This window comes from Cellulomonas sp. T2.31MG-18 (assembly GCF_964266755.1).
Classification (GTDB): Bacteria; Actinomycetota; Actinomycetes; order Actinomycetales; family Cellulomonadaceae; genus Cellulomonas.
This window is the reverse complement of record NZ_CAXWGW010000003.1, coordinates 314,020-325,330: the sequence shown is the minus strand read 5'-3', so window position 1 is coordinate 325,330 and position 11,311 is coordinate 314,020. Positions and strand designations below refer to the sequence as shown.

The window sequence follows — 11,311 nt, the reverse complement described above, 5'->3', positions numbered from 1 at the left end:
CCGGAGCGCGGTCAGCGGGCGAGCCGCTCCACGATGGTGCCGAACAGCCAGGGCGCCGCCTCAGCGACCGGCACGACGGCGCGCCGCGCGGGCGACGCCGCCCAGGTGACGAGCCCGGTGGTCAGCAACCGGTAGTCGCGCGTGGCGTGCAGCCAGGCGTGCTCGTAGGCGGTCGGGTCGTCGAGGTGCGCGATCGCCGCGCGCGCCTGCGCCAGCCCCACCCGCAGACCCTCGCCGGTCAGCGCGTCCACGTAGCCGGACGCGTCCCCGACCAGGCGGACGCGACCGGCGGTACGGGCCCTCGTCCGCTGCAGCAGCGGTCCGGCACCGCGCACCGTGCTGGTGGGCACGGCGCCGTCGAGCCGGCGTCGCAGGGACGGGAAGGAGCCCAGCACGGTGTCGAAGTCCGCTCCGCGCGGGCCGAGCAGCGCCACGCCGACCTCCTCGCGGCTCACGGGCGTGACGTACGCCTCCGCCTCGGGACCCCAGTGGACCTCGACGCGGTCGGTCCACGGTGCGACCGCGAAGTGCCGACGCAGCCCGAATCGCGGGGGCGTGGTGCGGCGCCGCGGTGGGCCGGCCTCCAGACCGACCAGACCCCGCACCGTCGAGTGCAGCCCGTCGCAACCGAGCAGCCACCGACCTCGCACACCCGCCGCCTCGACGCTCGTCGGCCCGAGCCGGAGCTCGGTGACGCGCGCGACGAGATGCTCGACGCCCAGGGCCGCCGAGCGGGCGAGAAGGGTCTCGTGCAGCACGGTCCGCCGCACGCCCCTGCCGCGCCCGCCCCGGAACTCGTGCTCCGCCCGCCGGCGCTCGTCCCGGTAGGTGATGCCCGTCAGCGGATGCCCCACGGGGTCGACGCCCAGGCGGGCGAGCGCCGTCAGCGTCCCGGGCATCAGCCCTTCGCCGCACGCCTTGTCGATCGCGCCGACGCGGGGTTCGACCACCAGCACGGACAGGCCGGCCAGCCGCGCCTCGATCGCGGCGGCGAGCCCGACGGGTCCGCCACCGACCACCAGCACGTCGGCGTCGACGTCGGCGCTCATGCGGAGGCGGCGTCGGAACGCGCCGCACCGGGTGCGTGCCGCAGCGCCGCCTCCTCGGCCGGGATCCGGAACCCCAGCAGCAGCACGGCGTTCAGCACCGTGAACGCCACCGCGGTGATCCAGGCGCCGTGCACCAGCGGCAGTGCGACGCCCTCCGCCACCACGGCGACGTAGTTGGGGTGTCGCAGCACCCGGTACGGGCCCGAGGTGACCAGCGGCAGGCCCGGCACCACGATGATCCGGGTGTTCCACCGCGGGCCCAGGGTGCCGATGCACCACCAGCGCAGCGCCTGGCTCGCCACCGCGACCGCGAGAGCGGTCCAGCCGAGCGCGGGCACGAACGGCCGGTGCGCCGCCAGCACCTCGGCCGCGCAGGCGACCAGCAGCGCGGCGTGCAGCGCGACCATCGGGGGGAAGTGCCCGCGGCCGTGCTCGGTGCCACCCCTCGCGAAGGACCAGGCGGCGTTCCGGGTGGACACGACCAGCTCGGCGAGACGCTCGAGGGCCACCACGCCCAGCACCACCAGGTAGGCCTCGACCGACACGGTTCAGACCTCCTCGGGACGACGCAGCACCACGACCTCCGCGCTGACCCCCGGGCCGAACGCGAACAGCACGGCGAGCTGGCCGGCGGACGGTTCCGCGTCGGCCAGCGTGTCTGCGAGCACGTGGAGCACCGAGGACGACGACAGGTTGCCCACCGCGGCGAGGGACCGGCGGCTGCGGTCCAGCGTCCCGTCCGTCAGGCCGAGCGCACGCTCGGCGGCGTCCAGGATGCGCGGCCCGCCGGGGTGCGCGATCCACGTGCGCACGTCGGCCACGGCCGCGCCGAGCGGCTCGAGGCAGGCCTCGACGTCGGCCCGCAGGTGCGCCTCGACGACGTCGGCCAGACCGGGTCCGAGCACGATGCGGAACCCGCTGCCGCCGATGTCCCAGCCGAGCATCCCCGCGGTGTCGGGGTAGACGCCGCTGCGCGTACCGACGACGTCCAGGCCGTCCCGGCCCTCGGCACGCCGGTCGCCGACCATCACCACCGCGGCGGCACCGTCGCCGAACAGGCCGCTGGAGACCAGGTTCGCCGGTGAGTCGTCACCGTGCTGGATGGTCAGGGAGCACAGCTCCACCGAGACGACGAGCGCGACGTGGTCGGGGTGTCCCACCAGGTAGTCGTGCACGCGGGCGACCGCCGAGGCGCCCGCCACGCAGCCCAGGCCGAACGACGGCAGCCGGCGGATGTCCGGGCGTAGCCCGAGCCGCGCGACGAGCAGGGCGTCGAGCGACGGTGCACCGACACCCGTGACGGTGGTGAACAGCAGGAAGTCGACGTCGGCCGGGCGCAGGTCCGCGGCGCTCAGCGCCCGACGCACCGCGTCCTCCGCGAGCCCCGTGCCGATGGTCTCGAACAGGTGGTTCGCCTCACCGAACCCGCGCAGCTCCGCGTAGCGCGGCAGCGGCAGCGCGAGGTGTCGCGTCCGGACCCCGCTGGCGCCGTGGAACCGGGCGAGCGCCGCGAGCCGGCCCGCGTCCTGCGACAGCAGCGGTCCGATCGACGCGGTGATCTCCGCCTGGTCGTGACGGTGCGCCGCGAGCACCGGTGCGACGGACACGACCCGCGACATCACGGCATCGTGCCACGGGATGCCGCAGGTCACCCGGTGGCGACGTCGACGGCTCGCGCGCCTGCCTCACGCGGCCACCAGCGGACGGTTCGCCCGAGGTGGTCCAGGTACTGCAGCCCGCCGTGACCGTGCTGGGCGGCCACGGTCTCGACCAGGTTCGGGATGCTCTCCTCGACGGTCAGCGGTGCAGCGGGACCTCCGAGGTCCGTGCGGACCCATCCGGGAGCCAGGAGCAGCAGGGTGCGCGGCTCGTCGTGATGACGGGCCGCGTAGCTGCGCATCAGCTGGTTCAGCGCCGCCTTGGACGCACGGTAGATCTCGAACCCGCCGCGCTCGTTGTTCGCGACGCTGCCCTGGCCCGAGGACATGACCGCGATGGTGCCCGCCGGCTCCACCAGGTCCTGGAACGCCTCCACCAGCCGCATCGGGCTCAGGGCGTTGGTCACCATGAGCCAGACGAACTCGGACGTGCTGACGGTGGCGACGGTGTCGCTCTCGTCGTCCGTCACGCCGGCGTTGACCAGCAGCAGGTCGAACCGCTGCGCGGCCAGCCGGGTACGGAGCGCGTCGACCTGGTCGGGCTCGGTGATGTCGACCGTCTCGACGATCAGCCGGCCGTCGGTGCCCGGCAGCACCTGGTGCAGCGCCGTCGGGCCCGAGCCCCGCACCGTGGCGACCACCGTCGAGCCGCGGGCGAGGTGCTGCTGCGCCAGCGCGAGGCCGAGCCCGCGGGAGGCTCCGATCAGCAGGACCCTGTGGTGCGGTTCCGTCGTCATGACCTCATCCTCGCCGCGGTGCACGACAGGCGGCCCCTCACGGCTGGTCCGGGACCAGCACGATGCGGCCGAAGACGGTTCCCCGGTCCATCTGCCGGTGCGCCTCCGCCGCCTGGTCGAGCGGCAGCACGGAGTGAACGACGGGTACGAGATCACCGCGGAACGCCGCGAGGAACAGCTGCTCGCGCACCCGGTTCCGCTCCGTGGCGCCCACCGTCGCGAGGCTGAAGGTGGCGAACGAGCGGGACAGCTGGAAGGTCCGCAGCAGCGTCGCGGCGAGATCCGCTGGTGGGAACCCCGCCACGGCGCCGACGAGGATGTAGCGCCCGTTGGGGGACAGCCGGTCGAGGAACGCCGGGACGTCCGCACCGCCGACGACGTCGACGGCCACATCGACGGTGTCGGCCGTGCCGGCGTCGCCCGCGCCGGAGCGGTCGAGCACGTGGGTGGCGCCGAGCTCGCGCAGCCGGTGACCGCGGTCGGCCGACGAGGTGGTGACGGCCACGGAACCGGCGCCGGCGCGCGCCGCGAGCTGGACGGCTGCCATGCCGATGCTGCCCGCGGCGCCGCGCACCAGCACGGACTCGCCGGGGGAGAACCGGCCGTGGGCCAGCGCGAGGTGCGCGACGGTCGCGGCGCTCCCGAGCGTCACGGCGTCCACCGACGAGAGGGCCGACGGGAGCGCCGTCACGTCGTCCACGTGCGCCACCGCGTGCTCCGCGTACGCCCCCGACGTCCCGGTCGCAGCCCACACACGTCGACCGAGCCAGGACCGGTCCACCCGCTCGCCGACGGCGCTCACCGAGCCGGCCACCTCGCCACCGGCCACCGTCCCGACGGCTGAAGACCCGAGCCCCCCGCGGCGGATCATCGCGTCGACCCCGCCGACGCCGATCGCCTCCGTCCGCACCAGGACCTCGCCCGGGCCCGGCGACGGGATCTCCCGCTCGACCACCCGCAACCCGCTCGGGTCCCCGACGTCCCCGATGACCACTGCCCGCACGGCCCGTCCTCCTCCCTGTGGCTGCTACCGTCCGGGAACGTTACGGACGCCCCCGTCCACTTGCAGGAAGTGGGACAGATGGCCCCGCAGATGACCCGGCTGCGTGCGGACGCGCAGGAGAACCGCGACCGGATCCTCGCCGCGGCCGCGGAGCTGTTCGCGGAGCGCGGCCTGCAGGTCGGGATGCGCGAGGTCGCGCGCCGGGCAGGCGTCGGGCCCGCGACGCTGTACCGGCGGTTCCCGACACGCCAGGCGCTGGTCGAGGAGGCGTTCTCGGCGGAGGTCGACGCGTGCCGACGCATCGTCGAGGACGGCTGCGCTCAGGCGGACCCGTGGACGGGTCTCACCGAGGCGCTGCGGGGCCTGCTGGTGCTGAACGTGCGGAACCGGGGGTTCGTCGACGCCCTGCTGTCCACCATGCCGACGGGGGCGCTCGCGCAGCATCGTCGGGAGCTGCTCGGCCTGCTCGACGGCCTCGCGGCACGCGCCCGTGATGCCGGTCGGCTCCGGGCGGACTTCGTCGTCGACGACCTGGTGCTCGTCCTGTCCGCCGGTCGGGGACTGGGTGCCGCGCGTCGCGAGCTGCTCCCAGCCGCCGCGCACCGCTTCGCCGACCTGGCGATCGATGCCCTCCGTGCCGACCCGGCCACTCCGCGCTGACCTGCGAAGCTCCTCAGGGGCCGCGTGTCGACCCGGCCGGGACGGGGCGAACGCCCTCGAGCTGCAGCTGCACGTGGCGGCGCCAGTGGCCCTCGGCGGTCATGTTGGCCATCGCCCCACGGGTGATGAGCACGAAGTCCTCGGCGTCGAAGTCGGACCGCAGCACGCCTGCGTCGACCGCACGCGCGACGACCCGCTGGACGACGTCACCGAGCGCGGCCTTCTGCTCCGCGATGGCGTCCCACTGCGGCTCCTGCGGACCGAGCAGCGCACGCCGGAACGCGGAGTCGGCCTCCACGGACTCGAGGTAGCCGTAGAGCAGCCGCTCGAAGGCCTCCGCCGGGTCGGTCAGCTGCTCCGCTGCGAGGGCGAGCTCGGTCGCTGCGTCGAAACGACGGCCGACGATCGCCGCGACCAGCGACCGCTTGTCCGCGAAGTGCCGGTACACCGTCCCGATGCCCAGGCCCGCGTGCGACGCGATCTCCTCCATCTGCGCGTCGTCACCCCGAGCCCCGAGCAGGTCCGCGGCGGCAGCCAGGATCGCCTCGCGGTTGCGACGGGCGTCCGCGCGCAGCGGCTGGCGCTCGGTGGTCATGGCTGCCGAGTGTAGTTGACGGGGGCGCCGTGGGCGGCGTTATGCTGAAGCGGAATTCCGGTTCCGTCTACGGGAGGTCCTCTCATGATCGTCGTCACCGCACCCACGGGGCAGATCGGCAGCGCGCTGGTCCGTCGGCTCCTGGAGCAGGACGAGCAGGTGCGGGTGATCGTCCGCGACCCCGGGCGTCTGGCGCCCGACGTCCGTGACCGCGTCGAGGTGGTCACGGGCAGCCACGCAGAGCCCGCCGTCCTGGACCAGGCGCTGCCCGGGGCCGACGCGCTGCTGTGGCTGGTCCCGCCGGACCGGTCGGCGCCGGACGTGCGGGAGCACTACCGCCGCTATGCGACGGTCGCCGCCGACGCTGTCCGCCGGCACGGCACAAAGCACGTCGTCGGGATCTCCAGCGCCGGCCACGGCTGGACGGAACCGGCGGGCGTGCTGTCCGCCGCCTTCGCGATGGACGACGAGCTCGCCGGATCCGGCGCCGCCTACCGGGCGCTGTCCATGCCGTTCTACATGGAGAACCTCCTGGGTCAGCTCGACTCGATCTGCAGCGCGGGCGTGCTCAGCCTCGCCGTGCCGGCCGACCGGCCCTTCGCGACGGTCGCCACGGCGGACATCGCCGAGGCCGCTGCGGCCCTGCTGACCGACCGGAGCTGGCGGGGTCAGGGCGACGTGCCCCTGTTCGGGCCGGACCGGCTGACGCCCGACCAGATGGCCGAGGTGATGAGCAAGGAGCTGGGCCGGCCGGTCGCCTACCGGCCCGTCACGCTCGAGGAGCTCGCCGCCGGCATGCGCACCGCCGGCGCCGGCGACCGGGCGGTGCGGGACACCACCGACGTCTTCGTGGCGCACGCCGGAGGCATCTACGACGCGGACTGGGCCGTGGCGCAGCTCGGGTCCACCGGCTTCGCCACCTGGTGCCGCACCGTGCTGGGGTCCCGGGCGCGGGCGCACCCCGCCTGGAGCTGAGCGGCCTCGTCGAGCAGCGCACCGATCGTTGCTACCGTGCAAGTTTCCGGGTGGCGCCGAGCACGGGAGGGGCGATGGTGCGCAGCGCGACCGAGGAGGCGCTCCTCGAGGCGGCCCGCGGCCTGATGCGCATCTCGCTGCACGCCGCCGACGGCGTCGGGGACGTGTCCGTGGTCCAGCTGCGCGCCCTGACGGTCCTGGACCACCTGGGCCAGGCGAACCTCGGCGACCTTGCCGATCGGATGGGCGTCACCCCGTCCACCACCAGCCGCCTGGTCGACCGGCTGGTCGTCGCCGGACTGGTGGAACGGGCGACGGCCGAGCACAGCCGCCGGGAGGTCACGCTGCGGCTGACGACCCACGGCCGCGCGACGCTGCGGCGCTACGACGACCTGCGTCTGGCGGCGCTGCACGGGCTGCTCGCCACCCTCCCGGAGCCGGAGCGTGAGGTGGCGTTGCGAGGACTGCTCGCGCTCGGCTCCGGTGCCGCCGCCGTCGGTCGGAGCTGAGCCGCTGCGGCTGGTAGCCGAAACGGGCGGCCGGCCGGCGATCAGAGGTCGGCGCTCCGGCTGTCACCCGACACGCCACTCCGCGGCTGCCTCGCGGAGCGTCATCCCGTGCCCCGGGCCGGTGCCGACCACCAAGGCGCCGTCCTCCACCGGAGGCGCGCCGTCGACGAGCAACGGCTCCAGCCGCGCGTGGTCGGCGAACCACTCGAGGTGACGCAGCGCCGGCAGCGCGGCCGCCACCGGTGCGTGCAGGGACGGCGCGCAGTGCCCGGACACCTGGAGGCCGGCGGCCGCGGCCACCCCGGCACAGCGGAGCCAGCCGGTGTAGCCACCGCACCGGGTGACGTCGAGCTGCAGGCAGTCCACCGAGGGCACCATGCGCGCGGCGTCGTAGACGTCCATGAGGTACTCGCCCGCGGCGATGTCGCACCCGAGCACCCCGCGCAGCAGTGCGAGCCCCTGGAGGTCGTCGCTGGTCACCGGTTCCTCGAACCACGTCACCCCGAGGTCGTCCAGCTCGAGGCCGACCCGGCGCGCCTCGCCGGGGGAGTAGCCGCCGTTCGCGTCGACCATCAGCGTGACGTCGTCGCCGGCCAGGTCACGCAGCTGCCGCACCCGGTCCAGGTCCCGGTCGCGCCGCTGCCCCCAGGACTCGCCGATCTTGATCTTCATCGCCCGGCAACCCACGGACCGCCACCAGCCGACCTGCTCGGCGAGCTGGTCGGCGTCGAACGTGGTGAAGCCCCCCGAGCCGTACACCGGCACCCGGTCGCGCACCCGACCGAACAGGTCGGCGAGCGGCACGTCGACCAGGCGGGCCTTGAGGTCCCACAGGGCGATGTCCACCGCGCTCTGGGCCTGGGCGAACAGCCCGCGGGTTCCGAGGTTGCGGCCGGCACGGTGCATCGCCTCCCAGGCGCCGGGGACGTCCAGCGCGTCCCGGCCCCGCACCACGTCCGCCAGCTCGGTCTCCACCAGCGCGGCGGCGGCGGGGGAGCTGTACGTCCAGCCGAGGCCGGTGCGACCGTCCGCCGTCACCTGGACCGTCACCGCCGTGGTGGCGTCCCAGGTGAACGTGCCGTCGGCCTCCGGCGTCGGGGTCGGGAACCGGTAGGCCGCGACGCGCACGTCCTCGATCCGCGCCGTCATCGGGGCCGCTCCGCGTCGACCAGACCCGTGCGGGCCGCGGCGATCATCCGGTCGGCCGCGCGTGCGGCCAGCGACATGATCGTCAGCGCCGGGTTGGCGGACCCCTGCGTCGGCAGCACGCTGCCGTCGGTGACGTAGAGGTTGGGCACCGCGAAGCTGCGCAGGTCGGCATCGACCACACCGTCCTGGGGCCGACGGGCCATCCGGGCGCCGCCGACCAGGTGGGCGTACCGCTGGACGGTCATCACCTCCTGCGCGCCGGCGGCCCGCAGGATCGTCTCCATGGACGCCTGCGCGGCCGCCATCAGCTGCCGGTCGTTGTCGCACCTGCTGTAGGAGAAGTGCGCGACCGGCAGCCCGTGCCGGTCCTTCTCGTCGGCCAGGGTGACCCGGTTGTCCGGCTGCGGGAGGAACTCGCACAGTGCACCCAGGGTCGACCAGTGGATGTAGTCGCGCATGTACTCGCGCAGCACCTCGCCCCAGTGGCCCTGCGCCGTGACGTGCTCGGACCAGGTGATCGGCAACGGGCTGACCGTCTGGATCGACCACCCGCGCTTGTAGGGCTTCGTCGGATCGGTCTCGTAGAAGGCCTCGCTCGAGACCTCCGGCGGCGGTGCCTTGTACATGCGGACCTCGGAGTCGAACCGGCCCGCGGTCTGCGGCGCGCCCTGCACCATCAGGTACCGGCCCACCTGGTCGTGGTCGTTGCACAGCCCGTCGGGGAACCGCCGGCTCGCGGAGAGCAGCAGCAGGCGCGGCGTCTCGATGCTGTACCCGGCGACGGCCACCGCCCGGGCGCGCTGCCGGTGCTCCAGCCCGTCGTGCAGGTAGGTGACGCCCGTCGCCAGGCCCGTGGCGTCGTCGACCAGGATCTTCGACACGTGGCACCGGGCCCGGATCTCGGCGCCGTGCGCGAGGGCGTCCGGCACGTGCGTGATCAGCGGGCTCGCCTTCGCGTCGACCTTGCAGCCCTGCAGGCAGAAGCCGCGGTAGATGCAGTGCGGTCGGTTGCCGAACCGCCCGTTGGTGATGGCGACGGGTCCGACCCGAGCCTCGATGCCCGCGGCCGCGGCACCCCGCAGGAACACGTCGCCGTTCCCGCCCACCGGGTGCGCGTGGTGCGGGTACTCGTGCGGGTCGCCCCACGGCCAGGGCTGGCCGGCGACCGGCAGCTCCTGCTCGATCTGCTCGTAGTAGGGGCGCAGGTCGGTGTAGGCGATGGGCCAGTCGGCGCCGACGCCGTCGGCGGTCCTGGTCCGGAAGTCCGACGGGTGGAACCGCGGCACGTAGCCGGCGAAGTGCACCATCGAGCCGCCGACACCGCGCCCGGAGTTGTTGCTGCCGAGCGGTACCGGGTCGGTCCCGCCGATCTGCCGGGGCTCCGTCCAGTACAGCCGGTGCGAGCCGCGCTCGTCGCTGACCCAGTCGCGGTCGGGGTCCCAGAACGGTCCGGCGTCGAGGCACACGACCTTCCAGCCCGCCCGGGCCAGGCGCTGCGTCAGCACGGAGCCGCCGGCGCCCGCACCGATCACGACGAGGTCCACCTCGTCGTCCTCGTCGTACCGCCGCATGTCGTCCCGCAGCCGGTGCTGCGCGCGGTCGCCGTCGTTCGGCAGCAGCCACGCCGAGTCGTTGCGCGCCCGGATGCCCGCGTAGTCCGGTCCCCTCACGCCGCTGACCCGTCGCCCGGCTCGTGGTCCCCGGGCCGTTCGTCGTGACCGAGCCGCCGGCGCACCAGCCCGGCGTGCCGGGCCCGGGCGCGCTCGACGCGCTCGGCGAAGGGCACGGGGTCGCGGTCGAAGCTGTCGGCCACCTCGAACGGCTCCCGAGCGTCGACCCCGCGGTTCTTGTAGCCGCGCGGGTAGGCCGGCCCGGGGAAGCCCATCTCGTTCCAGGCCCACGGGTGCGAGTAGAAGGCGGTGCAGCCGTACCGGGTCCACAGGCTCCACACGTGCTCGGCACGCAGGCCCCGCCACGGCGAACCGTCCGCGCCGAGCTGCTGCACCTGCTGCAGCAGGGCCGCCTGGTCCTCGCGCTCCAGCTCGGCGAAGGGCCGGCCCGCCACGTCGTCCGCGTCCTGGTCGAGCGCCGCCAGGCTGCGCCGCCAGGCGTCGCGGTCCTGCGGCATGTCGTCGTAGTGCCAGCCGTCGGTCTCGTCGGCGGCGAGGCGTGCGTCGATCAGCGCGACCACCGGGACCCGCGGCTCGGAGTCCTGGCCCAGGAGGAGGTCCATCAGTGCGACGGCGCAGGCGTTCTCCGCCGGGGAGAAGAAGGACAGCTCCACCGGTGGCGCCAGCCGAGCCAGCACGACCCCCGCGGTCACCATGTCCCACCGGTGCACCTCGTCGAGCACGTCGAAGCCCGGGAACCGGCCCCGGCCCTGTGGCGTCAGCCCGTGCTGGTCGGGTGCGCGGTACGGCCCCGTCACGCGCGGTCCTCGCGCCGCAGGATCGCGGCGAGCAGCCCCATGCCGCCGACCAGGCTGGCGAGCAGAGGCGCGAACAGCGGGGGCCCCATCTCCACGTTGTAGGACGCCATCTGCCAGCCGCCGGGCTTCTGCGCGATGCCCCGCCAGTGCAGGTAGGTGCCCTGCAGGCCGTTGACCACGATCGCCGCCGACGCCAGGGGGAGCACCGTCTTGGCCGCGCGCTTGGAGAACACGCCGGCGATGGCGGCCGGGATCGCGGCGGGCAGGATCACCACCGGCCACCACATCATCTTGTTGCCGAAGCTCGCCGAGTCGTGCTCGGTGTAGATCTCCGCCGCAGTGATCGCCGCGCCGGCCGCCGTCAGCGCGGCCAGCGTCTGCTCGAACCGACCGGTGCGGACGTCCGCCAGCATCCGGTCGAGGAGGTGCTCGGCGGCGCCCGCCGGGGCGGCGCCCCCGCGTCGGTGCGTGCTGCTGCGGACCATCCTGGGACCTCCGATCGGGCGGCCGGGAACCCGTTCATCGTTGGTCGATGGCAAATGTCCTGC

13 protein-coding genes are annotated in these 11,311 nt (G+C 74.5%); 3 read left to right on the top strand and 10 right to left on the bottom strand.

Features of this window, described 5'->3' with window-relative positions; translation table 11 throughout:
* Nucleotides 1-11: 11 nt before the first annotated feature.
* The 5 genes from ACFQTY_RS13650 to ACFQTY_RS13630 are packed head-to-tail and all read right to left on the bottom strand — an operon-like array spanning nt 12 to nt 4,447.
* Nucleotides 12-1,049, bottom strand: coding sequence for an NAD(P)/FAD-dependent oxidoreductase (locus ACFQTY_RS13650; protein ID WP_378101319.1), 1,038 nt, complete (start codon nt 1,047-1,049; stop codon nt 12-14).
* Nucleotides 1,046-1,594, bottom strand: coding sequence for an isoprenylcysteine carboxyl methyltransferase family protein (locus tag ACFQTY_RS13645; RefSeq protein ID WP_378101316.1), 549 nt, complete (start codon nt 1,592-1,594; stop codon nt 1,046-1,048). Before ACFQTY_RS13645 ends, ACFQTY_RS13650 begins: the two co-directional genes overlap by 4 nt.
* Nucleotides 1,595-1,597: 3 nt before the next feature.
* A complete protein-coding gene (locus ACFQTY_RS13640) occupies nt 1,598-2,668 on the bottom strand; it encodes a type III polyketide synthase (RefSeq protein WP_378101313.1) in 1,071 nt (356 codons plus the stop codon).
* A gap of 29 nt (nt 2,669-2,697) precedes the next feature.
* Nucleotides 2,698-3,444 carry an SDR family NAD(P)-dependent oxidoreductase gene (locus tag ACFQTY_RS13635; RefSeq protein WP_378101310.1) on the bottom strand — a complete coding sequence of 249 codons (747 nt, stop codon included), beginning with the start codon at nt 3,442-3,444 and terminating at the stop codon, nt 2,698-2,700.
* Between the two features lie 37 nt (nt 3,445-3,481).
* Nucleotides 3,482-4,447, bottom strand: coding sequence for a zinc-binding dehydrogenase (locus tag ACFQTY_RS13630; RefSeq protein WP_378101307.1), 966 nt, complete (start codon nt 4,445-4,447; stop codon nt 3,482-3,484).
* Between the two features lie 78 nt (nt 4,448-4,525).
* On the opposite strand from ACFQTY_RS13630, the gene ACFQTY_RS13625 reads away from it, so the two are divergent.
* The gene (locus tag ACFQTY_RS13625; protein WP_378101304.1) at nt 4,526-5,107 is read left to right on the top strand and encodes a TetR/AcrR family transcriptional regulator; all 582 of its coding nucleotides are present in this window, start codon (nt 4,526-4,528) and stop codon (nt 5,105-5,107) included.
* Nucleotides 5,108-5,120: 13 nt separating this feature from the next.
* Here ACFQTY_RS13625 and ACFQTY_RS13620 read toward each other — a convergent pair whose 3' ends face one another.
* On the bottom strand, nt 5,121-5,702 hold the full coding sequence (locus ACFQTY_RS13620; RefSeq protein WP_378101301.1) for a TetR/AcrR family transcriptional regulator: 582 nt from the start codon (nt 5,700-5,702) through the stop codon (nt 5,121-5,123).
* A gap of 84 nt (nt 5,703-5,786) precedes the next feature.
* Between ACFQTY_RS13620 and ACFQTY_RS13615 the strand changes: the two genes are divergently transcribed.
* Together ACFQTY_RS13615 and ACFQTY_RS13610 are read left to right on the top strand one after the other, a co-directional pair.
* Entirely contained in the window at nt 5,787-6,677 is an 891-nt protein-coding gene (locus tag ACFQTY_RS13615) for an NAD(P)H-binding protein (RefSeq protein WP_378101298.1), read from the top strand.
* 74 nt (nt 6,678-6,751) lie between these two features.
* Nucleotides 6,752-7,186, top strand: coding sequence for a MarR family winged helix-turn-helix transcriptional regulator (locus tag ACFQTY_RS13610; protein ID WP_378101295.1), 435 nt, complete (start codon nt 6,752-6,754; stop codon nt 7,184-7,186).
* A 63-nt stretch (nt 7,187-7,249) separates the two neighbouring features.
* Here ACFQTY_RS13610 and ACFQTY_RS13605 read toward each other — a convergent pair whose 3' ends face one another.
* From ACFQTY_RS13605 to ACFQTY_RS13590, 4 genes are read right to left on the bottom strand one after another with little or no spacing between them, the layout of a single operon-like run.
* Nucleotides 7,250-8,335 carry an enolase C-terminal domain-like protein gene (locus tag ACFQTY_RS13605; protein ID WP_378101292.1) on the bottom strand — a complete coding sequence of 362 codons (1,086 nt, stop codon included), beginning with the start codon at nt 8,333-8,335 and terminating at the stop codon, nt 7,250-7,252.
* Nucleotides 8,332-10,005 (bottom strand): GMC family oxidoreductase, encoded by a 1,674-nt coding sequence (locus tag ACFQTY_RS13600; protein ID WP_378101289.1) that lies wholly within the window; start codon nt 10,003-10,005, stop codon nt 8,332-8,334. Before ACFQTY_RS13600 ends, ACFQTY_RS13605 begins: the two co-directional genes overlap by 4 nt.
* Nucleotides 10,002-10,763 carry a gluconate 2-dehydrogenase subunit 3 family protein gene (locus ACFQTY_RS13595; protein WP_378101287.1) on the bottom strand — a complete coding sequence of 254 codons (762 nt, stop codon included), beginning with the start codon at nt 10,761-10,763 and terminating at the stop codon, nt 10,002-10,004. The genes ACFQTY_RS13600 and ACFQTY_RS13595 overlap by 4 nt, the downstream gene beginning before the upstream one ends.
* A complete protein-coding gene (locus tag ACFQTY_RS13590) occupies nt 10,760-11,248 on the bottom strand; it encodes a hypothetical protein (RefSeq protein WP_378101284.1) in 489 nt (162 codons plus the stop codon). Before ACFQTY_RS13590 ends, ACFQTY_RS13595 begins: the two co-directional genes overlap by 4 nt.
* Between the last annotated feature and the right edge of the window lie 63 nt (nt 11,249-11,311).